General features: G+C 60.9%; 24 protein-coding genes. 13 read left to right on the top strand and 11 right to left on the bottom strand.

Going from position 1 to position 25,756, the window contains the following annotated elements; translation table 11 throughout:
• Positions 1-7 precede the first annotated feature (7 nt).
• Together AB9K34_RS05335 and AB9K34_RS05330 are read right to left on the bottom strand one after the other, a co-directional pair.
• Positions 8-322, bottom strand: coding sequence for a GNAT family N-acetyltransferase (locus tag AB9K34_RS05335; RefSeq protein WP_369953401.1), 315 nt, complete (start codon positions 320-322; stop codon positions 8-10).
• Positions 319-1,860, bottom strand: a complete 1,542-nt coding sequence (locus AB9K34_RS05330; RefSeq protein WP_369953400.1) for a VOC family protein — start codon at positions 1,858-1,860, stop codon at positions 319-321. Before AB9K34_RS05330 ends, AB9K34_RS05335 begins: the two co-directional genes overlap by 4 nt.
• Before the next feature lie 167 nt (positions 1,861-2,027).
• Between AB9K34_RS05330 and AB9K34_RS05325 the strand changes: the two genes are divergently transcribed.
• Entirely contained in the window at positions 2,028-2,966 is a 939-nt protein-coding gene (locus AB9K34_RS05325; protein ID WP_369953399.1) for a pirin family protein, read from the top strand.
• A 392-nt stretch (positions 2,967-3,358) separates the two neighbouring features.
• Here the strand turns inward: AB9K34_RS05325 and AB9K34_RS05320 are convergent, their stop codons facing one another.
• From AB9K34_RS05320 to AB9K34_RS05295, 6 genes are all read right to left on the bottom strand, one after another.
• Positions 3,359-4,312, bottom strand: a complete 954-nt coding sequence (locus AB9K34_RS05320) for a LysR family transcriptional regulator (RefSeq protein WP_369953398.1) — start codon at positions 4,310-4,312, stop codon at positions 3,359-3,361.
• The gene (locus AB9K34_RS05315; RefSeq protein WP_369953397.1) at positions 4,309-5,268 is read right to left on the bottom strand and encodes an ABC transporter ATP-binding protein; all 960 of its coding nucleotides are present in this window, start codon (positions 5,266-5,268) and stop codon (positions 4,309-4,311) included. The genes AB9K34_RS05320 and AB9K34_RS05315 overlap by 4 nt, the downstream gene beginning before the upstream one ends.
• Positions 5,261-6,277: an ABC transporter ATP-binding protein gene (locus AB9K34_RS05310; protein WP_369953396.1), complete on the bottom strand. Its 1,017-nt coding sequence runs from the start codon at positions 6,275-6,277 to the stop codon at positions 5,261-5,263. The genes AB9K34_RS05315 and AB9K34_RS05310 overlap by 8 nt, the downstream gene beginning before the upstream one ends.
• A gap of 4 nt (positions 6,278-6,281) precedes the next feature.
• Positions 6,282-7,193, bottom strand: a complete 912-nt coding sequence (locus AB9K34_RS05305; RefSeq protein ID WP_369953395.1) for an ABC transporter permease — start codon at positions 7,191-7,193, stop codon at positions 6,282-6,284.
• Between the two features lie 10 nt (positions 7,194-7,203).
• Entirely contained in the window at positions 7,204-8,214 is a 1,011-nt protein-coding gene (locus tag AB9K34_RS05300) for an ABC transporter permease (RefSeq protein ID WP_369953394.1), read from the bottom strand.
• Positions 8,215-8,295: 81 nt separating this feature from the next.
• Positions 8,296-9,879, bottom strand: coding sequence for an ABC transporter substrate-binding protein (locus AB9K34_RS05295; RefSeq protein WP_369953393.1), 1,584 nt, complete (start codon positions 9,877-9,879; stop codon positions 8,296-8,298).
• 398 nt (positions 9,880-10,277) lie between these two features.
• Between AB9K34_RS05295 and AB9K34_RS05290 the strand changes: the two genes are divergently transcribed.
• The 3 genes from AB9K34_RS05290 to AB9K34_RS05280 are packed head-to-tail and all read left to right on the top strand — an operon-like array spanning position 10,278 to position 13,632.
• Complete coding sequence (locus AB9K34_RS05290; RefSeq protein WP_369953431.1) at positions 10,278-11,399, top strand: DUF917 domain-containing protein; 1,122 nt, start codon at positions 10,278-10,280, stop codon at positions 11,397-11,399.
• Positions 11,396-12,958, top strand: coding sequence for a hydantoinase/oxoprolinase N-terminal domain-containing protein (locus AB9K34_RS05285; RefSeq protein WP_369953392.1), 1,563 nt, complete (start codon positions 11,396-11,398; stop codon positions 12,956-12,958). The genes AB9K34_RS05290 and AB9K34_RS05285 overlap by 4 nt, the downstream gene beginning before the upstream one ends.
• On the top strand, positions 12,955-13,632 hold the full coding sequence (locus tag AB9K34_RS05280) for an AroM family protein (protein WP_369953391.1): 678 nt from the start codon (positions 12,955-12,957) through the stop codon (positions 13,630-13,632). The genes AB9K34_RS05285 and AB9K34_RS05280 overlap by 4 nt, the downstream gene beginning before the upstream one ends.
• Before the next feature lie 48 nt (positions 13,633-13,680).
• On the opposite strand, the gene AB9K34_RS05275 is transcribed toward AB9K34_RS05280, so the two are convergent.
• The gene (locus tag AB9K34_RS05275) at positions 13,681-15,147 is read right to left on the bottom strand and encodes a mannitol dehydrogenase family protein (RefSeq protein ID WP_369953390.1); all 1,467 of its coding nucleotides are present in this window, start codon (positions 15,145-15,147) and stop codon (positions 13,681-13,683) included.
• Positions 15,144-16,355, bottom strand: coding sequence for a mannonate dehydratase (uxuA, locus tag AB9K34_RS05270; protein ID WP_369953389.1), 1,212 nt, complete (start codon positions 16,353-16,355; stop codon positions 15,144-15,146). The genes AB9K34_RS05275 and uxuA overlap by 4 nt, the downstream gene beginning before the upstream one ends.
• Positions 16,356-16,453: 98 nt before the next feature.
• On the opposite strand from uxuA, the gene AB9K34_RS05265 reads away from it, so the two are divergent.
• The 5 genes from AB9K34_RS05265 to AB9K34_RS05245 all read left to right on the top strand — a co-directional run bounded on the left by AB9K34_RS05265 (position 16,454) and on the right by AB9K34_RS05245 (position 21,086).
• A complete protein-coding gene (locus AB9K34_RS05265; RefSeq protein ID WP_369953388.1) occupies positions 16,454-17,200 on the top strand; it encodes a GntR family transcriptional regulator in 747 nt (248 codons plus the stop codon).
• Entirely contained in the window at positions 17,197-18,168 is a 972-nt protein-coding gene (locus tag AB9K34_RS05260; protein WP_369953387.1) for a TRAP transporter substrate-binding protein, read from the top strand. Before AB9K34_RS05265 ends, AB9K34_RS05260 begins: the two co-directional genes overlap by 4 nt.
• Before the next feature lie 95 nt (positions 18,169-18,263).
• On the top strand, positions 18,264-18,749 hold the full coding sequence (locus AB9K34_RS05255; protein WP_369953386.1) for a TRAP transporter small permease: 486 nt from the start codon (positions 18,264-18,266) through the stop codon (positions 18,747-18,749).
• A gap of 4 nt (positions 18,750-18,753) precedes the next feature.
• On the top strand, positions 18,754-20,031 hold the full coding sequence (locus AB9K34_RS05250) for a TRAP transporter large permease (protein WP_369953385.1): 1,278 nt from the start codon (positions 18,754-18,756) through the stop codon (positions 20,029-20,031).
• Positions 20,032-20,039: 8 nt separating this feature from the next.
• The gene (locus AB9K34_RS05245) at positions 20,040-21,086 is read left to right on the top strand and encodes an L-idonate 5-dehydrogenase (RefSeq protein ID WP_369953384.1); all 1,047 of its coding nucleotides are present in this window, start codon (positions 20,040-20,042) and stop codon (positions 21,084-21,086) included.
• A gap of 216 nt (positions 21,087-21,302) precedes the next feature.
• Here the strand turns inward: AB9K34_RS05245 and AB9K34_RS05240 are convergent, their stop codons facing one another.
• A complete protein-coding gene (locus AB9K34_RS05240; protein ID WP_369953383.1) occupies positions 21,303-21,914 on the bottom strand; it encodes a helix-turn-helix domain-containing protein in 612 nt (203 codons plus the stop codon).
• A 242-nt stretch (positions 21,915-22,156) separates the two neighbouring features.
• Here AB9K34_RS05240 and AB9K34_RS05235 point away from each other — a divergent pair, with 242 nt between their 5' ends.
• The 4 genes from AB9K34_RS05235 to AB9K34_RS05220 all read left to right on the top strand — a co-directional run bounded on the left by AB9K34_RS05235 (position 22,157) and on the right by AB9K34_RS05220 (position 25,615).
• Positions 22,157-22,894, top strand: coding sequence for an ABC transporter substrate-binding protein (locus AB9K34_RS05235; RefSeq protein WP_369953382.1), 738 nt, complete (start codon positions 22,157-22,159; stop codon positions 22,892-22,894).
• Between the two features lie 67 nt (positions 22,895-22,961).
• Positions 22,962-23,618 (top strand): amino acid ABC transporter permease, encoded by a 657-nt coding sequence (locus tag AB9K34_RS05230; protein WP_369953381.1) that lies wholly within the window; start codon positions 22,962-22,964, stop codon positions 23,616-23,618.
• Positions 23,615-24,346: an amino acid ABC transporter ATP-binding protein gene (locus AB9K34_RS05225; RefSeq protein ID WP_369953380.1), complete on the top strand. Its 732-nt coding sequence runs from the start codon at positions 23,615-23,617 to the stop codon at positions 24,344-24,346. The genes AB9K34_RS05230 and AB9K34_RS05225 overlap by 4 nt, the downstream gene beginning before the upstream one ends.
• Before the next feature lie 12 nt (positions 24,347-24,358).
• Positions 24,359-25,615: an NAD(P)/FAD-dependent oxidoreductase gene (locus AB9K34_RS05220; RefSeq protein WP_369953379.1), complete on the top strand. Its 1,257-nt coding sequence runs from the start codon at positions 24,359-24,361 to the stop codon at positions 25,613-25,615.
• Positions 25,616-25,756 lie beyond the last annotated feature (141 nt).

The raw sequence follows: 25,756 nt of genomic DNA, 5'->3' as shown, positions 1-25,756 counted from the left end.
TTTCTCCTTACGGGTCTTCGCCGGGTTTCGTGGTGAACAGGTCCGACCATTCGGGATGCTTGGCGTATTGGCCGCGCACGAAAGGGCAGATCGGTATGATGCGGAATCCGGATTGCCGGGCATCTTCCAGCATGAAGTCCAGCAGCGCCTTGGCCACGCCATTCCCGCCCATCGCGTCAGGGACACCCGTATGATCGGCGCTGATGACGTCCGCGCCGTGATGGCGATAGGTAATTTCGCCTTCCGCGTCGATGCCGTCGAGGCGTGCGATGTATCGCCCGCGCCGTTCGCCATCTTCCTTGGAAAGATGAAGTTTGCTCATGTCGGCTCTCCTTCCTCAATATGCGCCAGCCACATGGCGGCGATCCGTTGATCTTCGTCCGAAATCTCATGGCCCGCATCGATGCTTCGCGCGTCCAGTGTCGCACCGCCCGCCGTCAGCGAAGCCTCAAGTGCGGGGGTCATGCCGGCGAAAGGATCTTTCGCGCCGGTCAACAGCAGCACGTCCGCACCGGACAGATCCGCCTTTGGGGCATTCTCCAACGTCTCGACCGCACGCATCAGGATCGCGCGACGCAACAGGCCGGGATGCAGCCGCAGGATCGCAGCCAACAGGTTGGCCCCGTTGGAATAGCCGAGAAAGGCCATCCGGTCAGGATCAAGCGCATAGCCCGCGATCGCACCCTCGACGAAAGCGGCAAATGCGCGTGCCTCGGCGCGGATATCCTCCTGGTCATAGGCCACGAAGTTGAGTCGCCGGAACCAGCGTGCGGTTCCTTCTTCGGTGGATCGTCCGCGAACACCCAGAAGGGTGGCGCGCGGGTTCAGCCTTGCGGCGAACGGCATCAGGTCCGCCTCGTCCCCGCCGGTTCCATGCAGCAGAACGAGGACCGATCCGTCGGGATCGTCCGGCGTATAGAACCGGTGAATGAACGGCAGATCCCTTCTGGGTCTCCTCTCTTCGCCCGGCAGGGCGAATTGCGGCAGTTGCACGCGCAAATCCGCTGCACGCGCGGCATCCGTCGCCGGAATCATCAGGGTCTCGCCCAGATGATCGGCATCTTCGTCGACGGTGAAACCGGGCGCATCGGTGGCATATTCGATCAGCGCCCCCATCGGTTCCCGCACATAAAGCGACAGAAAATACTTCCGGTCATGCACCTTGGTCACGCTGTCGTTGTCGCGCAGTTCCAGCCGCATCTGCCGCACCGCTTCGGCATCGGGGGCGCGAAACGCCACATGATCGAACATGCCGCTACCGGGTACCGCGGGAACAAACCCCGCCGAGGCACGTACATCGACGACATCACGATCCGAGCGGAGCCGGATGAACGGACCGTCTCTCGTGTCCTCTTCATAGCCGAAGCGCGACACGAATTCCGCCGTTGCCTGTGCGTCTTCCGATAGAATGGTCACACCGTGAATACGCGTCGGCGCGATCGGGTCGCCCACCGGCGGATCGGTCCGGGCATCGATACCGACGAGCTTGACCACGATCCCGTCCGGATCGCGCAACCGCAGTGTGCTTTCACCCAGCTCGCGCGAAGGCCCTGTGACCGGTATACCCGCCGTCATCGCGCGGGTAAGCCACTCGCCAAGACTCGTCAGGGGAACGGAAAAGGCGATTTCCGACAGCGCCCCGAGCCCGACACGCCCCGCTGCGCCGTCCTGCCAGACAAGGAAGGTGATCAGGGAACCCGGAGTGCCCGTGGCATCGCCGTAGAACAGGTGCAACTGTTCCGCATCTTCGTAGCCGCCGGTCTGCTTCACCAGCTTGAGCCCAAGAAAACCCACATAGAAATCCACGTTTTTCTGCACGTCGCGGGTGATCGCGGTAACGTGATGAATGCCCGTCGTCATGGCCGCTCCCCAGATTGCGAAAAACGAAGATTTGTCAGTCAGATGGGGGCGTCGCGATGGTCGCTCAACACTGATCGGACAAAACCCCGCGTTCCATGATACGGAACAACATTCACTTTTCAAAGATGTGTCGCTGCAGGTAACCTGAACTTTGAAAGGAATTTGCCATGAGCTGGAACCCATCACTTGAACCTGGCTGTCCCGACGAGATCGGGGTTGATGCCATCGAGACACTGATCATTCCGCGCGCCCGTGATCTGGGCGGCTTTGAGGTTCGGCGTGCCCTGCCTGCGCCAAAGCGCCAGATGGTCGGTCCGTTCATCTTCTTCGATCAGGCCGGACCTGCCGAGTTCCTGACCGGACAGGGTGTCGACGTGCGGCCGCACCCCCATATCGGTTTGGGCACCGTCACATATCTCTATCGCGGCGATTTCCACCATCGCGACAGTATCGGCAGCGATCAGATCATCGAACCCGGTGCGCTGAACTGGATGGTGGCGGGCAAGGGTGTGACCCATTCGGAACGAACCAGCAGTACGGCGCGACAGGGGCCGCATAGCCTTTTTGGCATACAGACATGGATGGCCCTGCCCGAGGATCGCGAGGACATGGAGCCGCTTTTCGAACATCACGGAAAGGATCTGTTGCCGGAAATTGAATCGGACGGTGTCAACGCCCGACTGATCCTTGGGACTGCCTACGGTGAAAAAGCGCCGGCGACTCTGTATTCCGAGACCTTCTATCTGGATGTGACGCTTGACGCGGGCGCGCGTTTTCCGTTGCCGGACGACCACGAAGACCGGGGCCTTTATATCACGCAAGGCTCGGTTCACATCGCGGGCCAGGAATTCGAGGCCGGCAAGATGATGGTATTCCGCCCCGGTGACAAGATCACTGTTCAGGCTGGGGAGACAGGTGCCAGGCTGATGGCGCTTGGCGGAGCCACGATGAACGGTCCGCGCCATGTCTGGTGGAACTTCGTCTCCTCCAGCAAAGACAAGATCGAAGCCGCAAAGGAAGAATGGCGCGCTGCCAACTGGGGCGAAGGTATATTCGATCTGCCGCAGGATGACAGATCCGAGTTTATCCCGCTGCCGGAAAAGTAGCAGACATATCTGCGCATCGCAGATCAGGTCCCTACAGTGGTTCTACAATAACCACACCATAAGGGAGACCGGCTATGACCGATGTCAGTACACGCGGAGATCCTTCTGTATCTCCGATTTGCTATTCTGACCCCATCAGCGCCCTTGGCCGAGGTCTTTGACGGGACGGTGCGTGGCAGCTGAACCTTGCGGCCTGACCACGTTCGCTAGCGCGCAAGCACCGCTTTCGCGCGTATCTCAGGTGAATAGTGGTTCGCTCTGTTCTCCTATTCCATGGCCCCGATCCTTCCTCGCCTTGGAGCTTCCAGAAAATCCGGAGCGGTTCACAGCACGATGGCCGGTCTTCGTGGGCCAAGGTTCAAAAATAGCTTCGCAATTCCATTAACGGGGTATCAGACGTTGGATCTCGGACGGGGCATGCGTGCCAGTCCTTCCGCTTCCAGGGTTTCCAAAAGGGCAACCTCGACCGGTGTCATCAGGCGTTCACCGTCAACGAGCGAAAATACTTCGACCACTGGCGGCGGGACGTCGAGAGGGATCTGCCAAAGCTTGTAGCCATAGCGCGCGGCGTGTCCGCGGGACATGCAGCCAATGGCCGTGCCACTCTCGACCAATTCCACGAGATCCACGATCCCGGTCGCAGCCGCGATCAATCGACCACCGATCCGATTGTCCAGACGAAAGCGCGCCACAGCGGACAGGGCGCCAGCCATCTGGTCTTCTTCGAAGCCTACGACATCGGAGTTCGCCAAAGCGGCGGTATCCACGTTCTGTTGGCGGTAGAGAGGATGGTCCGGGCCGCAATAGACTCCGAACTCCTGAGGGGTGAGAGGCATCGACTTTAGGCGCTGAATGGTTGGATCGACCCGTGTACAGATACCAACGGATGACACACGGTGCAGGAGTGCCTGGGTCACCTCCGCGCAGGGAACGGATCGGAGGGAAAACGTGACCCGCGGATGCTGGCGGCGAAACTCGGCCAATACTGTCATGATCCGGTCCATTTCCAGATGGCTCGAGCGGTGGATCACAACATTCCCGGAAAGTGAAAGCCCGTCGCTGGCATCGATATTGTTTAGCCGGACAACGCCACCATAGATCTCGAGAGCTTCCCGATAGACGGCCTCGCCCGCGCGGGTCACGACAAAGGTCTGCCCCGAACCGCGCTCGACCAGCCGCATGTCAAGTCGTTCCTCCAGACGGCGGAGTGCCGCGGAAACAGAAGGTTGGGTGACATTGAGCCTTGCCGCCGCGCCGGTAATCGATCTTTCCTGCACAATCACCATGAAGGTACGCAGGAGGTTCCAGTCGAGTTGTACGGCTAGGCGGTCAAGTCGTAGGCTCATTCAGGCGCGGACCCCAAGGCGAAGTGACAGCGGACCGACCGACCGTCTTCCAATTCGATCTGCGGCGGTTCCTGAACATTGCATACATCTTTTTTCGCGATCGGGCACCTCGTGTGGAAGGCGCAACCTGTCGGAAGGGCTGTAGGGCTGGGAATGTCGCCCTGTAAACGAATTCGGTCTGGTCGTCGTGTAGCTTCCGGTACAGGGACGGCGGAAAGCAACGCTTTCGTGTAAGGATGGCTGGGCGCGTCGAACACCCGGTCCACCGGGCCCATTTCGACGATCCTTCCCAGATACATAACGGCAACGCTCTGGCAAAGAAAACGGACCACCGCGAGGTTGTGCGAGATGAAGAGTTGCGTCAATTCCGGGCGCGCCTCGTGCAGGCTGCGCAGGACGCGCAGGATCTGCGCCTGAACAGAGACATCGAGCGCCGAGGTTGGCTCGTCCAGAACCAGCAGTTCGGGATCGAGAGCGAGCGCGCGTGCGATGCAGACACGCTGCTTCTGGCCACCGGACAGTTCGTGCGGGAACCGGTCGTGGAACTGCGCCGGCAGGCCCATCGCTTCCAGCATTTCGGCAACTTTGTCTCGCAGAGCTTTTCCACGCAAGGACGTGTTCAGGATCAGCCCTTCCGCGACCGCCCGGCGTATCGTCATGCGCGGATTGAGCGAGGAATGGGGATCCTGGAATACCATTTGCGCCCGCGAGCGCAGTTTGCGCATCTGGCGCCCGCGGGCCTTGGTAACGTCCAGATCACCGATACGGATCGCGCCGGAAGTAGCATCGACAAGACGAAGCGCGGCCTTGCCGACCGTTGATTTTCCGGACCCGCTTTCACCGACCAAGCCCATTGTCTCGCCTGGGGCAAGCTTTAGGGTCAGGCCGTCGACAGCTCGGACGGTCTGACCGGAGGGCAGCGGAAAATGCACCTTCAGGTTTTCGATCTCAAGCATGGTTCAGATCCTTCATCGCAGAGTCGGTCGCTGCGGCTTCGCCGGGACGCAGCACGCACGCGACCGAATGGCCCGGCTCAACATGTTCCAACGATATCGGGACAGCACATTCCGGCCGACGATAAGTGCAGCGGCCGGCAAACCGACATCCAGAAGGCGGGTCGAGCAGGTCAGGCAAATTGCCGGGGATGCTCTCGAGATCGTCCGCCGGGCGAAACGGATGCGGCAAGGCGCCGAGGAGCCCCTGAGTATAAGGATGCAACGGTGAGTCAAATATGTCGCGGATCGGGGCATCTTCCACGATTTTCCCTGCGTACATCACCGCAACCCGCGAACAAACCTGTGCAACAACGCCGAGATCATGGGAAATCATGATCATCGACAGGTTCATGTCGTCCACGAGTTCCGCCATCAGGTCGAGAATCTGCGCCTGGATGGTGACGTCAAGTGCCGTGGTCGGTTCATCCGCGATGAGAAGTTTGGGCCGGGCGGCGAGCGCCATGGCGATGAGAATACGCTGGCGCATGCCGCCAGACAACTCGTGCGGGTAGGACTCAAACTGCCGTGACGGATTGGGAAGGTGCACCTTTTCGAGCATGTCCAGCGCAATTTCGCGCGCCGCCTTTCGGTCGATGGCGCCGCCGTGTTGCGCACGGATCGCATCTACGAGTTGGGTACCCACCTTGAACACCGGGTTCAGATACGTCATTGGATCCTGAAAGATCATAGCCACTTGCCGCCCGCGCACCTGGCGCAGCGCACGATCCGACAGGCCAAGCAATTCCATACCGTCCAGTTTCACAGACCCTTGCGTGATCCGGGCCGGCGGGCTTGGCACGAGCCCGAAGGCGGCGCGCGTCAGCACGGACTTGCCGCATCCCGTCTCGCCCACGAGGCCGAGCGCTTCGCCAGGTTTGAGGCTGAGGCTTACGTCGTCGATGGCATGATATGTGCCATCGAAGGTGTCGAAGACGAGCGAGAGGTTTTGAATGTCGAGCAGCGGGTCCATGTCGTCACCTCTGGCGCGGGTCGAGCACGTCGCGAAGACCGTCCCCGAGCAAGTTGAAACCGAGCACCGTCAGGTAGATGGCGATACCGGGAAAGAACGAGCACCACCACCAGTCGGGCAGATAGGCGCGCCCGGTGGAAATCATCGCCCCCCATTCCGGATATGGCGGCTGGGCACCAAGGCCGAGGAAGCCGAGCGAGGCGGCGCCGAGTATCGCCATGCCCATGTCCATCGAGGCCTTGACGACGATGGGTGACAGACAGTTCGGAAGGACGTGAACAAAGAGAACCCGGAACGGTCCGGCGCCCAGAGCACGTGCGGCGTCCACGTAGGTTTCGTTGCGCAGGCTCAGCGTCTTGGCCTGCACGAGGCGCACATAGCCGGGCCACCAGACGAGGGAAAGGGCCAGCATTGCATTCAGGATGCCGGGTCCGAGCGCGCCCACGATGGCGATGGCAAGGATCAGTCCGGGAATCGAAAGGAAGATATCGGTGATCCGCATGATCGTCTCGGCGACCCATCCACCGACCATTCCAGCGATCAGGCCCAGGGGCACCCCGATCAGGATGGCGATACCGGTCACCGTCAGGCCGATCTGCAATGTGGTTCGGGCCCCTATCAACACACGCGAGAGGATGTCGGACCCGACCTGATCGGTCCCGAACCAGTGCTCCGCCGACGGCGGTTGCAACTTGATATCGAAATTCACGGCCCCGTAGGCATCCTCCGGGAAGGGCGCGAGCCATGGGCCAAACACCGCGACGAAGAGGAACAGTGTAACCAGCGCGAGGCCAAGCATCGAGGAGAATGAGCGCGAATAGGTTCGGATCATTCGCCGCGTTTCACGGAAACTCTTGCGCGGCGCCGGAACTGCGGCACCCGGAACGCTGGCGGGGGTGATATCGGTATCTGTCATCTTGGCCGCCTCAGATCTGGTTGCGAACGCGCGGATCGAGCACCGCATACAGCAGGTCGATCACGAGGTTGATGAGCATGAAGGCTGCGCCGAGTGTCAGCGTGACCGCCATGATTGGCTCGAAATCCGACGAGATCGCCGCCTTGGCGGCATAGAGCCCGAGACCGGGAAAATCGAATACGCCCTCCACCAGCACCGTGCCGCCGAGCATCCAGCCAAAGCGCAGGCCGATCATCGCAAGCGTTGGAAGGATCGCATTCTTGAGCGAGTAGACCGCGATGATACGCCAGGGTCCGATGCCTTGCGCGCGCGCATTGGTGACATAGTCGCGCCCGAGCACTTCCAGCATTTCGGCGCGGTTGACGCGGATGATCGCTGCGAGCGCTGGAAAACTCAGCGCAGTTGCCGGCAGGATCATGTGCCAGAGTGCCTCTCCGGCGACGGCGAACTGGCCGCGCAGCACCGCGTCGAGACTGATCATTCCGGTGATGGGCTCGGGAACATCGGAGAAAATTCCGAGACGACCCCCGAGCGGAAACAGGTCAAGATTGAGTGCGAGATACCACTGGAGCATGAGACCGAGCCAGAACATCGGCAGCGCGACACCAGACACGGAAAGCAAACGGATTGCATGGTCGATGGGCCTGTTCTGTCTGACGGCGGCGATGACGCCGAGTGGCACACCGAGAATAATCGCGATAGAAATCGAGAAAAGGACGAGTTCGACCGTCGCTGGCAGAAACTGCGCGATGTCCTTGGCAACCGGCCGTCCGGTATAGACTGACGTGCCAAAATCGCCATTCAGCAATTGTTCTATGTAGAGCACGAAGCGTACCGGCAGCGGACGGTCAAAACCGCGCTCCACCCGGATTTGCTCGACCATTTCCTGGTTGGCGTCGGGACCCGCGGCCAGTCGTGCCGGATCACCAGGGGCGATGTTTGCGACGGTGAACGTGATAACGGCAAGGCCGAGCAGCATCACCACCATCAAGCCCATACGTTTGGCGATCAGTTTCAGCATTGGGTCGAATTCCTCGTGAAACCCCTGAACGGGGCGTCGACCGCGGCTTTGACGGCCGCGGTCCTTCTCAAGCAGGGAGCGTTATTTCGGCTGAATGTAGATAGGATAGAGATCCACTTCGCTCGTCATGCGGATCGGGCTGTCGGAATAACCCTGGACGTAGTCGCGATAGGCGAACATACGCTGGCGCATCATGCCGAAGATCTCGGGCTGCAACTCGACGATCCTTTTCTGGATGTCGGCGTAGATCGGTGCGCGCTCGTCCCACTCCGACAGGCTGCGGGCCTTTTCGATCATCGCGTTGAGCTCGGCGTCATCAAGGTAATGCGAGCTGTAGTATTTGCCGTGGCTGCTCGGGTGATACTGGATCGCCACAGCGTCGGGGTCGGTTGAAACCGGCGTCGCAAAGATCGCCATCAGGTCCGGACTCTGTTCCACATCCGCAGCGCGAGCGACCATGTTCGGCCAGGTCAATGGCACCATTTCCAGGCCGATATTCAGTTCCTTCAGGCTGTTGAGGAGCGACAGGCCCATCTGGCGCTGCTGCTCCAGACCCTGAACGTAGACGTATTCAAGCGTGATCCCACCGTCGGGATATTTCGACTGAGCGAGATATTCCTTGGCCTTTTCAATATCCTGCCGGGGCATTTCGACATCTACCTTGCCCTGTACGGCGTCAGCGAAGGCCGATGTCTGCAACTTCGCATTGCCGTTATAGACCTGTACGAAGGTGTCATAGTCGAATGCATAGGCCACGGCCTTGCGCAGGTTGATGTCCGACATATGCTCGCCTTGGGTGTTCATCTTCAGACCGAACGCGGTCAAAGCAGGCGTGGACGTTATCTCGATGTCGGGACGATTCCCGACGGTCTCGATCTCCTCCGGGGTCAGGTCGGTCACCAGGTCGGCCTCGGCAGACATCAGCGCCGCCCGCTGCGAAGAAGACTCGCGGATCAGGCGATAGATGATGCCCCCCATGTCCTCGTTCTCGTAAGGAAAGCCCTTCCAGTAATCGGCATTCCGTTTGAGCCAGTAGGACGTGCCCTGGTCAAATCGCTCAAGCATGTACGGGCCGGAGCCGGCATCGTTCTCCGCGAGCCAGGCCTTGCCGAAATCGCCATCAACCACATTGGCCTCGACCTGCGCAGGGTTCACGACGAACCACCAAGGCAGGAAACTCAGGAACGGCGCATAGGGACGGTCGAGCACGAATTGAACCGTAGTGTCGTCAACCGCCGTGATGTTCTCTGGCTTGACAACATCGGAGAGCATCCATGCAACGCCTTCGTTCATCTCCAGCGTGCGGCGATAGGAGTAGACTACGGCGTCTGCCGTTACAGCATCGCCGTTGTGAAATGTCGCCCCCTCGGCAAGTTTGAAGGTCCAGGTCAGGCCATCGTCCGACGTCTCCCAGCTTGTCGCAAGCCAGGGTTCAACGGTCGGCGGGTTGCCGGTGTATTTGACCAGACCGTCATAAAGCGCCTGCGTCATCATCCGGATCGCGTAATCGTAGGACTGGCCCGGGTCGATGTGGGAAACCGGTTGACGCCCGCCGATCACCATCCAGAACTTGTCGTCCTTCTTTTCGACTGCCTCGGCTGGAATCGCCAGCGCAAGCGCGACTGCGGCGACAGTCAGCGCTGATGAAAATCGTTTGAATTTCATGGTTCGGCTCCGTGTTGGCGGCCCGCAGGACGGGCATGAGAGATCGAAGCGTCCGGATGTCCGGGCTTCTGTATGGCGCCAATGAAGGCAGAACCGGGGCGAGAGGGAAATAAATGAATATCGATAGGTCACATGCATCAAATTTATGACATGCCCTATTTTGCCGGAAAATCATGCATCACCGCCTCGGTTTTGCTCAATAATTAGTCAACTATTCTCCAGAACGCCCTCAAACGGCTTTCGGCATAACCGCCAGCAATCTGCTTCATAGACTATTACTATTTGCGATGTTGCCGGCACGCGGTGAATTTCGACGCAGACAGCAACCACTCTCGGGCCGAACATGAACCATGTTCAGAATGTGAGCCAGCGCGGACGCTACAAAGGATCTTTGCGTGATGAACACCCTTGCCAATAGGAATCCCAGCCAGACCCACCGCACCCTGTCTGCGGACGATATCGAGGCTCTTGCCGTTGGTGCATGGATCCTTGGAACAGGCGGTGGGGGCGATCCCTACCACAAGCTCCTCAACATGCGGATTCTCTACGAAAAGGGTCACGAAGTCACCCTTGTGGATCCGATGTCTCTGGCCGACGACGCGCTGGTCGCCGTGTTGTCGAACATGGGAGCGCCGCTGGTGGGGCAGGAACGCCTTGCCGATCCGGAGTTTGCCATCAAGCCGCTGCGCATGATGGAAGAGCACCTGGGTCGCAAGTTCGATGCTGTCATGGCGCTGGAGATCGGCGGCGGCAACGGGATGCATCCGATGCAGGTCGCTGCTATTGGCGGGTATCCGGTGGTGGATGCTGACACCATGGGCCGCGCCTATCCAGAGGCCCAGATGACCTCCGTCGCCGTTGCCGGCCTGAGGTGCTATCCGCTCACGATGGCGGACATTCGCGACAACGAGATCATCTTTCCCCGCGCTGCGTCGTGGCGCTGGATGGAACGTATCAGCCGCAAGGCCTGTACCGAAATCGGATCGGTCGCCGCGACCTGCAAGGCGCCACGATCCGGTGCGGAGGTCAAGCAGCATGGCATCCTCTATTCTGTCTCCAAGGCGATCGACCTGGGCGCGCAGGTTCTCGCCGCCCGCGCCGCCCATGACGACCCAATCAAGGCGGTTCTGAGCGCCGAGCAGGGGCAGTTGCTTTTTACCGGCAAGGTCGTCGATGTCGAACGCCGCGCCACCGAAGGTTTCCTTCGGGGACAAGCACGCATCGAAGGTTTGAACGAGAATGTTGGCCAGAACCTCGTTGTCCATTTCCAGAACGAATATTCGGTCGCGTTTCTCGACGGTGCGCCGATCGTCATGACGCCGGACCTGATCTGTGTTCTCGATACGGTTTCCGGTGACGGTATCGGTACGGATGTCCTCCGCTTTGGCCAGCGTGTGAGCGTTCTCGCACTTCCGGCTCCGGAAGTCTTCCTGACTGAAGCCGGGCTGTCGGCTGTCGGTCCCCGAGCATTCGGTTTCGACCTGGAATTCAACTCCGTATTCAAGGGAGAGCAAGCATGAAGCGCATCGGCATCGACGTCGGCGGAACCAATACCGACGCCGCACTGCTCGACAACGACAAAGTTGTCGCCGCCGTCAAGACCTTCACTACCTCGGATGTCACATCCGGTGTCCGTACGGCACTCAAGGACCTGCTGGCAAAGGCCGGCGACGCGGCTGAGGATGTTGCGGCCGTCATGATAGGCACGACGCATTACACAAATGCCGTGGTCGAGCGGCGCAATCTCGGACGGGCGGCGGCGATCCGCGTGTCGCTTCCGGCGTCCGCAAGCCTGGTTCCCTTCTGTGACTGGCCAAGGGATCTAGCGGCGAAGGTCAACGGTGGTATCTATCTTGTCGAAGGCGGGCACGAATATGACGGCCGCCCCATCGTACCGATGGACGAGAAAGCCGTGGCCGACGCCGCGCGAAAGATCCGTGCCGATGGCGTCGAAGCCGTCGCGATCAGCGCCACCTTCTCTCCGCTGACTGCCGAATGCGAAGAGCGCGCAGCGCAGATCGTGCGGAATGAGGCGCCCGACGTCCACGTGACGCTTTCGTCGACGCTTGGCCGCATCGGACTTCTGGAACGTGAAAACGTGGCCCTGATGAATGCATCGCTGATCGGGCTGGCGCGGGAAACCACGCAGGCCTTCGTGGATGCCGTGGCATCATCCGGGCTGAACGCGCAGCTTTACATCACCCAGAACGATGGCACGGTGGCGCTTGCGGAGGCGGCGCGGGAATACCCGGTCTTCTCCTTCGCTTCCGGCCCGACCAATTCCATGCGTGGCGCGGCGCTGCTCGCCGGAATCGAGAACGCGATGGTCTGCGACGTGGGCGGAACGACCGCCGATATCGGCTGTCTGGTAAGGGGCTTCCCACGAGAGGCGAACAATGTTGTCGAGGTTGGCGGAGTACGCACGCTCTTCCGGATGCCCGACCTTCTGTCCATTGCCGTGGGTGGAGGCACCATCATCGGACGCGACCCGCTGGCGGTCGGTCCGCAGTCGGTGGGCTACCGCCTTGGACAGGACGCGCTCGTGTTCGGCGGTGAGACAATCACGGCAACCGACATCGCGGTGGCAAGCGGTTTGATCGAACTGGGAGACAAATCCCGTGTCGCGGGCCTCTCCGCCGATATCGTCAATGGAGCGCTGTCCATGATGCACGCGGCGATCTCTGAGAACGTCGACCGGATGAAGACGGATGCCACCGAAGTGCCGCTGCTTGCGGTCGGGGGCGGCGCAATGTTGATACCTGAGAAGGTGCCCGGCATTTCGGAGGTGATCCACGTACCCTATCACGAAGTCGCCAATGCCGTCGGTGCCGCCATGGCACAGATCAGTGGGGAAACCGACCGGATCTATCGAGACATGGACCGCGAGGACGCCATCGCGGCCGCTCGCGACGCCGCCATTGCTTCGGCGGTCGACGCCGGCGCCGATGCGGCCACCATCAAGGTCATCGACGTCGAAGACCTCCCCCTCAGCTACCTTCCGGGTCGGGCAATTCGCACGCGTGTTCGCGTCGTCGGCGAGGCCCGCGTGATGCATCCGGACACCGAGGCCGTTGCATGACAGGGAAGCCGGTCATCGGGCTTCTGGTGATCGGCCAGGCACCGCGCCCCGCGTTGTACGCCGAATTCGAACGTGTCTTGGGGGATGCGGTCGAGTTGAAGATGCGCGGAGCGCTTGACCATCTCGACGATGAAGGGCTGGCCGCGGCGTTACCGACCGGGGCGACCGACACGCTATACACCACGCTACCGAGCGGCCGGTCGATTCTGATCAGCAAGAAGGTGGTGACCGAAGGCATGGCCGCACGACTGGCGGAACTCGAAGATCTGGGAGCGCGCGCGGCTTGTGTCTGCTGCACCGGGAAGTTTGCGACACTGGAGGCCCCTGGAATCCACTTTGCCTCGGATCTCCTTGCGGGTGCCGTAAGCGGGTGTCTTCCCAAAGGACGGCTTGGAATCTTCATTCCTACTCCGTCTCAGACCGAAAACGCGCAAAATCGCTGGGGCGACATGGGCTATGAGGTCGAAGTGCTGGCCGTCCAGCCTGACGCGGAGGAGAACGACATTCGCGAGGCCGCGAGACGGATGTCCGATGCGGCGCCGGATCTCGTCGTCTTTGACTGCATCAGCTATTCGAGCAAATTCCGGCGGGTTGCTGCCGAGGTTTGCCCCACGCCCGCGCTGCTTGCTGCATCCGTTACAGCGCGATTCGCGGCAGAACTGGTCGGCGTATGATCCGGAACCGGCGCGACGGCGGCGTCATCCCCGGCCCGGTTCCGGAGTTCAACCAGCCGCAGCGTTATCAATTGCCGTGCGCATGCCCCGCGTCAGCATAATGTCGAGGTTTCTGGCAAGTGCTGCCTGCCATGCGGTGCTGTCTTTCAGCGCGTCAGGTCCGAGCCCGGTGATTGAATTAAGGTGGCTGATGATCCCGTCCGCTGACTTTGGCACAGGTCTGACCTGCAGGGCGATCTGCATGGGATCGCGCAGCTCGTATGTGCTCCCGTCGTCCTTCTGGCCGAGCGTATAGCGCATCCAGGCGGCGGCGGCGAAGGCGAAAGCCTCGATAGACTGACCGCGCTTCAGCGCATCAAGTGCGGGAGCGAAGATGCGTTGAGGCATCTTTTCGGATCCGTCCATGGCAATCTGATAGGTTTCATGTCCGAGGTGCGGATTGGCGAAACGCCGGGCCAGATCCTCGGCATAAGTTCCCAGATCGACGCCCGACAGCGGGGCGAGCGTCGCCGCTGCGGCGGCAAGATGGCGCCTGACCAGGTGCGCCAGCGCAGGATCGGCCATGACATCGCGCACATAGGTGTGCCCGGCCAGGAAGCCGGAATAGGCCAGCATGGAATGTGTGCCGTTGAGCATTCGCAGCTTCATCTCTTCAAAGGGCCGCACATCCTCGACGAACAAGGCGCCGCCAGCAGACCAATCGGGCCGGCCCTGCGGAAAGTTGTCTTCGATGACCCATTGCCGGAACGCCTCGCATTCGATGGCGGCAGCGTCTCGTAGTCCGGTCATGTCTTCGGCCAGCTTCAGGGTCTCGGTGCCGCGTGCCGGGGTGATACGGTCGACCATCGTCGCGGGAAAGGCCACCTCTGATTCGATATGCGCGACCAGATCCGGTGCTGCCCTACGGGCAAAGTCGATCAGAAACGAACGCACCAGCGGCCCATTTTCCGGCAGGTTGTCACAGCAGAGCACGGTAAACGGCTCGGTACCAGCCGCGCGTCGTGCCTTCAGCGCCCAGACCAGCAGCCCGGCAACGCCCTGCGGGGTGTCCGGATCGGCCAGATCGGCGGCAATCGCGGGGTGGTCCGGATTGACGCCGCCGGTGGTTCGGTCAATGCCATAGCCCTTTTCGGTGACTGTCAGACTGACAATCCGAGTTGCAGGTGAACATAATGCGTGAAGAACGGCCGGGCGATCCGCTTGCAGGCTCAGCGCGGCCGTCAGCGCACCGATCACACGGGCCCGGCTGCCTTGCGTGTCGCGTTCGATGATCGTGTATAGCCCGTTCTGCGGCGTCAGCTCCTCAGCCGCAGTGGTACTGCGCAGGCTGACCCCAATGATGCGCCAGTCACCACCCGACACAGCCAGAGCGTCATCGGTATAGACCGCCTGATGCGCCTTGTGAAAGGCGCCCAGCCCGATGTGAACGATGCCTGCACCGTGATCTTCCCGACGATAGGCGGGACGGAGAACGTTGTCGGAAAGCGTGGCGGCAGACGTCAATCTGTGGGTCATTCTGCTGCAACCCTTGGCTCCAAGGCTGCGATGACGCCACGCAGTTCGGCCAGCCCCTTCAACCGCCCGATCGAAGGATAACCGGGCTGGGCGCGACGTCCGAGATCATCGAGGATGTCCTGCCCGTGATCGGGCCGGAACGGGATCGACCAATCGGCACGACCGGCGGCCTTGCGGCGCTTTTCTTCCTGCAAAGCGGCTTGGACAAGCGCCACCATGTCGGTGTCTCCGCCCAGGTGTTCGGCCTCATGGAAGGATCCGCGCACATCGCCGGTTTCACGTTTCACGTTGCGCAAGTGCAGGAAATGTACCCGTTCCCCAAGCCGCTCCATCATGCCCGGCAGGTCATTGTCGGGGCGTGCGCCGAGCGAACCGGAACATAACGTGATGCCGTTGGCGGGCAGATCAACGGCGTCCATCACCGCCGTGTAATGCGCCTCGGTCGACATGATACGCGGCAGGCCAAGAAGCGGAAAGGGCGGATCATCGGGGTGGCAGCACAGCCGCAATCCCAGATCCTGGGCGACAGGGGCCACCTCGGACAGAAAATCCACGAGATGTTGCCGGAGCGTTTCTTCCGGCATCGCGGCATATTCGCCAAGATGCGCGCGTACATCCTCGAGGCTGAAATTTTCGGCGGCACCGGGCAGGCCGAAGACCACGTTGCCAGCCAATTGTTCCGCCTCTGCCGCAGACATTGCGGCATGACGACGGGCGGCGGCCTCTTGCAGGGCGGTATCGTAGTCGGCTTCGGAACCGGGGCGCTTCAGGATATAAAGGTCAAAGGCAGCAAAATCCGTCAGGTCGAAACGCATGCAGGTGGCACCGCTCGGCAGCCGCCAGGCCAGGTCGGTCCGGGTCCAATCGAGCACCGGCATGAAATTGTAACAGATCACCTCGATTCCCGATGCCGCGATGTTCGTGAGACTCTGCTTGTAGTTTTCTATATGTTCGCGCCAATCGCCTTGCTGTTTCTTGATGTCTTCGGAAACCGGAAGGCTTTCCACCACATCCCAACTCAGCCCGGATGGCGCACCATCGCGCAGCAGTGCAATTTCATCCTGACGTTTGCGGATTTCTTCGGGCGACCAGACATCGCCGGTCGGCACGTGGTGCAGTGCCGAAACGATCCCTTCGGCCCCCGCCTGTGCCACATCGTCGGTGGAAACGAGGTCCTGCGGACCAAACCAGCGCCACGTCTGTTTCATCTTGCCCTCCCGAGTCGCGTTGGCGGATCCAATATCACCTCTCGTGATTGCTGACTAGTATGGAAGTATGGTAAGTTGCGTGCGGAGGATGGCGAATCATGCAGATTGAATCTCTTGCGAACTCGCGACTTGACCCTGTCACGCCTATCGTGCCGCAAATATCGCGCATCCTGCGCGAGCGGATCATTCGCGCCGATCTCAAGCCCGGCGACCGCCTGACCGAATCCGAGGTCGCGCGCAGTTATGGCGTGAGTCGTCAGCCGGTTCGCGAGTCGTTCATCCGCCTCGCCGATCAGGGCCTGGTCAAGGTTCTGCCCCAGCGGGGAACGCTGGTCAGTTGCATCAGCTATGTGTCTGTTCTGGATTCCCGCTTTCTGCGCGAGGCCATAGAAGCGGATATCGTCAAGATCCTGGCGCAATCGCCCGATCCGGCGGTGGTTGCGGATCTGCGGGCACAGTTGCAGGAACAGGAAGAGATCGGCTCCAGCCAGCCCGGCACCTTCATACAACTTGACGATCAGTTTCACCGCACATTGGCCGAGGCCGCCGGCAAAGCCGGGGCGTGGAAACAGATCGAAGGCCTGAAGTCCCAGATGGACAGGGTCCGCTTTCTTTCGTTGGGTGAGTTTCCTGCTAAGAACCTGATCGGCCAGCACCGTGAGATCGTCGACCAGATCGAGCGCGGAGATATTGCCGGGGGCAATTCCGCGATCCGCCACCACTTGCGCGAAGTCTTGTCGGACCTGCCGCAAATCGTGGCGGCCAACACCAGTTTTTTCGAGTTGCCGGACGGGGATGTGCCCTCTCCGGTCAACGCGCCCATCCAAGGAGGAGTTAACGGATGAATTCGACCTTCAAATTCGCGGCATGTGCCGCGGCAATGGCGGCTTTCCTCGCCGGGCCGCTGGCCGCACAGGAGATGACCCTGAAGCTGGGGCATCTGGCGAACGAGGACAACCCCTGGCATCTGGCGTCGGTGAAATTTGGCGAAGAGCTGTCCGCGCTGACCGATGGCCGTATCGCTGTCGAGGTTTTCCCGAATGAATCGCTCGGCAAGGAAATCGACCTCATCAACGGCATGCAATTGGGCACGGTCGATATGACGATCACCGGCGAAAGCCTCCAGAACTGGGCTCCGAAGGCGGCGCTTCTGGCGGTTCCTTATGCGTTCAAGACCATCGAGGATATGGACGCCTTTGCATCAGGGTCGGTCGGCGACGAGATTGAGGCGCAGATTGTCGCCAACGTACAGATCCGCCCCATTGCCTATTTCGCCCGTGGCGCACGCGATCTGACGTCGAACCGACCGATTGCGCACCCGGATGACCTCAACGGGCTGAAAATGCGCGTCCCGAACGTGCCGCTTTTTGTCGATGTCTGGTCCGCGCTTGGTGCGAACCCTGGCCCGATGGCCTTTTCCGAGGTGTTTACCTCGCTTCAGAACGGCACCATCGAAGCCCAGGAAAACCCGCTGGCTCTGATCCGTTCGGCCAGCTTCTATGAGGTGCAGAGCCACGTGAATCTGACCGATCACGTGCGGTCCTGGATTTACCTGACGATCGCTCAATCTACCTGGAACAAGCTCAGCGAAGACGACCAAGCGGCGGTGATGGAGGCCGCGTCACGCGCGCAGGCCTATGAACGCGAGTTGTTTGAAAAGAGCCTCGCGGATGATCGCGCGTTCCTCGAAGAAAAAGGCATGACTTTTGTAGAAGTTGATGCCGCGGCCTTTCAGGCGGCTGCCAAGGATGCAGTCCTCGCCAATGTGAACGATGAGATCAAACCCATTGTCGAAGGTTTGTTCTCGAACTGATGACATTGCTGCTCCGGCGTCACGCATATGTTGGCGCCGGGGTGCCCGTTTTCGAAGAAATCCCGAGGTCCGATGTGCGACGCGCTGATAAGTTCATGCACCTGATCACCCGGCTTGCCCAATGGGGGGCGGGGCTCTCTTTTGCGCTGTTGATCGTCACCGTGCTGATCCAGGTTACCGGGCGGCTGACCGGTTTCGCTCCGGTCTGGACGGAAGAGTTGACCCGATATGCCCTGTTGTTCACGGTCGCTTTCGGCGCAGGGCTGGCCTTTCGGTCCGGCGATCTCGTCAATGTCGACGTGGTCTGTGAATACCTTCCGGGGCGCATGCCCTGGGTTTTGCGACTGGTCGCGGCGCTGTCGACGGGCGGTTTGGCGCTTTACCTGCTGCCTCATGCCTGGCGCTTTGTCACCATCGGCAGGATGCAAACCTCGCCCGCGCTTGGAGTACGGATGGATTTCATACATCTCACAGTCTGGTTGTTGCTCGCGTTTCTGGCGCTTTTCGCAGCGCTCAGGGTACTGGGCATGCTGACCGGCGTCGACGACGGCAAACCCGTCAAACCCGAAGAGGACCTCTGATCCAATGGAAGTCGCTGTTCTGTTCTCTGTCTTCGTCGGGGGGCTGGTTCTCGGTATTCCGGTGGCGATTACCCTGGGACTGTCATCGCTGGCCTATCTTCTTCTGACCGGAACGCCGCCCGTCGTGATGCCACAGAAGATGTATGCGGGCATGGATGTCTTCGTGCTGCTGTCCATTCCCGGTTTCATCCTTGCCGGCAACCTCATGAACCAGGGTGGTATCACCGGTCGGATCATTCGCTTTGCCAATGCGCTGGTCGGCTGGATCAAGGGCGGGCTGGGTCTGACCAACATCGCAGCCTCGATGCTGTTTGGCGGCATTACAGGCACCGCAGTTGCCGATGCCGCCTCGATCGGCGGGGTAATGATTCCGGGCATGAAGAAGGCGGGCTATCCGGCAGATTTCTCGGCGGCCGTGACGGCGGCGTCGTCAACCGTCGGACCGATCATTCCGCCGTCGGTGCCGATGATCATCGTCGGCGCGCTGTCCGGTATCTCGGTGGGCCAGATGTTTCTTGCCGGGGCCGTGCCCGGCATCCTGATGGGCGTCGCGATGATGGTGACGGCCTATGTGATCTCGGCCCGTCGCGACTTTCCCCGCCAGGAATGGCAAGGCGTGGGCGAGGTCGGCCGCTCTTTTGCCGGAGCGTTCTGGGCGTTGGCCATGACCTTTCTGATTATCTACGGACTGTTGTCGGGGCTCGCCACGCCAACCGAAACCGCCGTCGTCGCCTCGGTCTATGCCTTCTTCGTTGGCGGCTTCATCTATCGCGAATTGCCGATTTCCAAGGTCCCGGCGATTCTGGTCGAAAGCGCAACCTCGGCCGCCGGGATTCTGGCCCTGGTGGGCTTTGCCAACGTCTTTGGCTGGATTCTCGTGTCCGAACGCATTCCCCAGGCCATCGCTAACGGTGTTCTTGGCATCACGGACAACAAGTTCCTGGTGATCCTGCTGATCAATCTGCTGCTGCTGTTTGTCGGCATGTTCATGGAAACCATCGCGGCGCTGATCATCCTGTTTGTGCCGCTGCTGTCGCTGGCCCAGGCCGTCGGGATCGAGCCTTTGCATTTTGCAACCTTCGCGGTGCTGAACCTGATGATCGGACTGACCACCCCGCCGGTAGGTGTCTGCCTGTTCGTTTGCGCCGGGATCGCGCGTTTGCCGCTGATGCCGGTGGTGGTTGCCATCCTGCCCTTCCTTCTGAGCAACATCCTCGTGCTGCTGGCGGTGTCATATGTCCCGGCGCTTGCCACGTGGCTGCCGTCGCTCCTGACCAATTGAGGTAATCCATGAAAACCCGAGTCTGCCGGTTATACGGACAAAACGACTTGCGAATTGAAACTGACGACGTTGCGGAACCCGCTGCGGGAGAGGTGCAATTGGCTCTTGCCGCAGGCGGAATCTGCGGGTCTGACATGCATTACCTGTCTGACGGTGGCATCGGTACGATCCGCGTGCGCGAACCGATCATTCTCGGCCATGAAGCCTCGGGCCGGGTGATCGCGGTCGGCGAAAACGTTGACGGGCTGAATGCCGGCGACAAGGTGGCGATCAATCCGTCGCGCCCCTGCGGAAATTGCGCGTATTGCGCCGAGGGCTTGCCAATGCACTGCCTCAACATGCGCTTCAATGGCTCAGCCATCCGGCTGCCGCATGAACAGGGCCTGTTTCGCGACCGGATTACCGTGAAGGCGGAACAATGTATCAGGCTGCCCCAAGATGCGGACCTGGGTGCCGTGGCCTGTGCCGAGCCGCTGGCCGTCTGTCTGCACGCGGCCAAAATGGCGGGCGAGATCGCGGGCAAACGCGTGCTGGTGACCGGCGCAGGCCCGATCGGCCTGCTTTGTGCGGCCGTCGCGTCAGAAGCTGGAGCCGCAGAGGTGGTCGTGACGGACCTTCATGATGCCGTACTTGAAGTGGCCGGCAAAATGGGGGCGACGCGTGTCATCAACGTGCATCGCGACGGGGCCGAGATGGATCGCTATACCGCCGACAAGGGGTACTTCGACCTCGTTTTCGAATGTTCTGCGGCCGCGCCCGCGATCAAGAGCGCCATCTCGGCCCTGCGACCGAGAGGCGTGCTGGTTCAGGTGGGGGTCGTGGGCGATACGCCCATGCCGATCAACGCGATGGTCGCCAAGGAACTTTGCGTACAGGGCACCCACCGTTTTCACGAGGAGTTCGCCGATGCCGTTGAAGCCATTGTTGCGGGCCGCATTGACGTGCGCCCCATCGTGACGCGGCGATATCCTCTGGAAGACGCGGCGGAAGCGTTTCGTGCCGCTGCCGACCGAAGCCGGTCGGTCAAGGTTCATCTGACCTTCGCGGAGTCGTGACGGGGTAAGGGGGAATGCTGACGCAGAGCCTCCGATCTCCGGGTGGGTTGAGACGCTTCATGTCAATCTCAACCCGCCATCGCGCGGCCACACCATCCGCCAGGATCGCATGGATGCATTCGTGGTGTCGAATGATGCCGCAAAGGTCGGTTGACATACGGTCGGCCGGAGAATGCGAATGTTCCACGGGTTGACGTGACAGCACTGTCGGGCGCTCTACCAGACGGGCGGCGTCGTCACCCATAGCACCCGGCTCTGCTCTTTGCCGAGATTTCGGAAGCGATGCGGTCTGCGGCTTTCAAAGTGAAAGGCATCGCCTTCGTTCAGCACGAACCGGTCATCCTCGACCCACAATTCGAGCTTTCCGCACAGCACCACACCACATTCCTCGCCTTCGTGGGCATAGGCCTCGTCCCCGGAGTTGCCGCCAGGATCGAGGACGATCTCCATGACCTGCAAAGCGCCATCGTCATGTGCGGTCAGAAAGGACTTCACCATGCCCTTGTCGCCGAAGTCGACGGTACGCCGACGCCCTTCACGGACGATGATCCCGGTCTCGCGATCAGTGCGGTCGGTGTCGGCAAAAAGCGACAGGAAAGGAATACCGATCACTTCGCAGATTGCCCTGAGGTTGCGAATCGATGGCGAGGAGATGCCGCGCTCGATCTGGCTCAGCAACCCGGTCGAGATGCCGACACCCTCCGCGACGGTTTGCAACGACAGTCCGCGCCCTTTGCGCGCCTGCCGCACAGCCTCCCCCAACGATGTGTCATCCGTATCGCTCATCGGGTCGGAAAACAGCTTGGCTTCATTTTCGGCTGCGGTCATCGGCGATTCTTCATCTCTGTAAACGCGGGTGGGCGACATTTTCCCTCCGTCTCTTCCTGCTTACCCGTAATCTGAAGAAAAGACGATTGGAAACCGGGTTCAACCAAATATCTTCACTTAAATGAAGATATTCACCAATTCTTGTTGCATCCAGCCATTTCTTCAATATCGTGAAGGGTAGATTTGAACCGCGTCACCCGCTTCGGCGTCAAGCGTGACGCATGACACAGGGAAGATTGCCGATGAAACTCCGTTCACTTGCCATTGCCGGGGCGCTCGTGCTTTGCGCCGCTCAGTCCCAGGCCGAGGACCTGACCGTTGGCGTCACCACCACCGGCGTGCCGTTCACCTTCATCGACACCGGCACGCAAAAACCGACAGGCGCCCTGGTCGACCTGGCCGCTGCCATCGCGGAAGATCTGAATATGACGCCGGATTTTGCGGTCACACAGTTTTCCGCGCTGATTCCTGCACTCCAGACCGGCAAGATCGACATCATCTCGGCGGGCATGTTCGCCACCGACAAGCGCAAGGAGGTCGTGAATTTTTCAACTCCCGTCTACAGTTACGGAGATGCGGCCTTCGTCAAGGCGGATGACGAGGGCACTTATCAGATTGACGATTTCGCCGGCGAGGTCGTTGGGGCGCAGATCGGCACCACCTTCGCGGACCAGCTCCAGGCCAGAGGAATCTTCAGCGAAGTGAAGCTTTACGACAGCCTGGTCGACATCATGCGTGACGTGCAGCTCGGTCGGATCAAGGCAGGTTTCGGCGACAGACCAATCATAGCCTACCAGATCGCTCAGAATCCGAATTTCGGGGTGAAGCTGGTCGAGGGCTACACCGCGACGGGCGTGGGCGAGGTCGCGTTGGCCGTGTCAAAGGAGAACCCGGAACTTCTGGACAAGGTGAACGCATCCATCGCCGAGATGGAGAAGAGCGGAGAACTGGCCGAGATTTTTGGTAAGTACGGCCTCTGATTCCCTCGCGGCACCTATCGGGTCCGGACATCATTCCGGGCCCATGATTTTCTGACAGGAGACGCCCATGTCGCCCCTTTCCGAGCGTATCCAGGATTACTTGCCGCTGCTTTTGACCGGGCTCTGGCAGACCGTTGCCGTGACCCTGCTCTCGCTTGTTCTCGCCTCGGCGCTGGGGCTGGTCTGGGCGCTGATGCGCAGTTCCGGCAGCCGCTGGCTGAGCCTGCCTGCGCGCTATATCGTCGAATTCCTTCGCGGCATCCCGATCCTCGTCGTGCTTTTTTACATCTATTTCGTCATGCCCGAGCTCGGTCTGGACCTGACCGCCTTTCAGGCCGGAGTCGTGGGGCTGGCGCTGACTTATTCTTGCTATATCGGCGAAACTTTCCGTGGCGGGATCGAGGCAGTGGACCGTGGACAGGTCGAAGCGGCAAAATCCATCGGCATGAAACACGGCAAGATGATGCGGCGCATCGTGCTGCCCCAGGCCTTCCGCATCGCCCTGCCGCCTTACGGCAACAACATGGTGATGTTGCTCAAGGACAGTAGCCAGGTATCCGTGATTTCGGTTGCCGAGCTGACCATGCAGGGCAAGATGCTGGCCTCCTCGACATTCGACAACATGACCGTCTTTACGATGGTCGCGGCGCTTTACCTGTGCCTGACGATCCCGCTGAATATTTTGATGCGCCGTGTCGAACTCAAGCTGGAAACCGCGACATGATCCGTTTCGAAAATGTACACAAGTCCTTTGGCAAACACGAAGTTCTCAAAGGCATAGATGCCGAGGTCGACAAGGGGCAGGTCATGTGCCTGATCGGGGCCTCGGGTTCGGGCAAGTCGACCATGTTGCGTTGTGTCAACGGGCTGGAGGAATATCAGTCCGGCCGGATCAGCATCGACGGCACCACTGTCGACGCCCGCGCCGCCTCGATACATGCAATCCGGGCGCGGGTTTCCATGGTTTTCCAGCGATTCAACCTGTTCCCGCACATGACCGCGCTACAGAATGTCATGGAGGGGCCTCTGCACGTGCTGGGACAGAACCGTGACGACGTGCGCGCCCGTGCGGAACAGCACCTGAGCCGCGTCGGGCTGGCCGATAAAATGGATTTCTACCCGTCGGCCCTGTCCGGCGGGCAGCAGCAGCGCGTCGCGATCGCCCGCGCATTGGCCATGCAACCTGACGCCATACTGCTCGACGAGCCGACATCGGCGCTTGACCCCGAGATGGTCGGCGAGGTGCTGTCGGTTCTGCGAGACCTGGCGCAAGAGCACATGACCATGCTGATTGTCACACATGAAATCCAGTTCGCGCGTGAGGTCGCCGATGGTGTGATCTTCCTCGATCAGGGGCGCATCGCCGAACATGGCAGTGCCGAAGAGGTACTGTCGAAGCCAAAGCATCCGCGTACGCAGGATTTTCTGCGACGCGTCACTCACCCCGTCTGAGCGGAGTCCGAAATGGCGTTCCAATCCATATGGGCCGACACCGCCCCCGCGGCACCGACCTCGACACCGCTCAAGGAAAGCCTGCGCTGCGATGTACTTGTGATCGGCGGTGGTTTTCAGGGGCTTTCGGCGGCGCTGCACCTGGCCGAGGCCGGCACGGATGTCGTGCTGCTCGAAGCACAGGAGCCGGGTTTCGGTGCGTCGGGGCGAAACGGGGGGCAGGTGATCCCCGGATTGAAGGATGACCCCGACACGCTTGACCGGCTCTGGGGACCCGAGGCAACCGCCTTTGCCGGTGAAACCGCAGACACGCTCTTTGCCCTGGTGGCGCGGCTGGGAATCGCGTGCGACGCGGTGCAGAGCGGCTGGATTCAGGCAGGAAACCGCCAGGTGCATCTGCCTGTCCTGCAGGCCCGCATGCGACAATGGCAAGCGCGTGGCGTCGCCGCCGACTGGCTCGACGCTGAAGCAATGGCGCGTGTGACCGGAGCACGTGGATTCCTCGGCGGCTGGCGCGATCCGCGTGCCGGACGAATTCACCCGATAAAGCTTGCGCGCGGTCTGGCGCAGGCCGCCGAAGCGGCGGGCGCGCGGATCTTTGGCCAAACGCCCGTCGCTCGGCTGGTCCCGAGCGGCGGCTACTGGCAGGCGCGGCTTCCTGGCGGCGCGCAGGTCACAGCAGAGCGGGCGATACTTGCCAGCAATGTCTACACGCCTGCCTCTCTCGAACCAAGGCTTGCGCGGGCGACGGTGCAAGCCAACAGCTTCCAGGTCGCAACCGCACCGCTCAGCGCCGAGCAACTGGCACGCATACTCCCCGGCGGCGAGGTGGTCTCCGAAGCACGCCGGGTCGGCACGTATTTCCGCATCGGTCCGCAGAATCGCCTGATGCTGGGTGGGCGTGGCAGCTTTGCCGACCCCCGGGATGCGGACGCCTTCGCCCGGATCGAGGCCGAGCTCGCGAAACTTTTCGAAGCGCGTTTCGAGATCACGCAACGCTGGTTCGGGCGGGTGGGCATGACCCCCGATCACCGCATCCGCCTTTGCATCCCGGCAGCAGGGCTGCTGGCGGCGACCGGCTTCAACGGTCGCGGCGTCGCGTTGTCGGTATCGCTCGGCAAGGTGATGGCAGCCCACTTTACAAAGGGCACGCCCCTTCCCATCCCGCCGAGCCCGACCATTCCGACCCTACCCTTCCATGCGCTGCAGCGACTCTACGGCGGTCTGGGTATCCAATACTACCGCCTGCGCGATGCGCTCGACCGTTGATCCTGACCTGCCCCCCTTCGGTCCCTCGTTCATAACGAGAGTCTGCGGGTTTGATCTTGATAATCATGGGTTTCGGTTTGGGCAAGCGCGCCGGGCGCGGAGCCCTCAAATTGCTCAAGCGCTCGGCGCGCTTGCAGTGGC

It is taken from the genome of Sedimentitalea sp. XS_ASV28 (assembly GCF_041224545.1).
Lineage (GTDB): Bacteria > Pseudomonadota > Alphaproteobacteria > Rhodobacterales > Rhodobacteraceae > Sedimentitalea.
The sequence above is the reverse complement of the archived record's forward strand: the minus strand, read 5'-3'. Positions and strand labels throughout refer to the sequence as shown.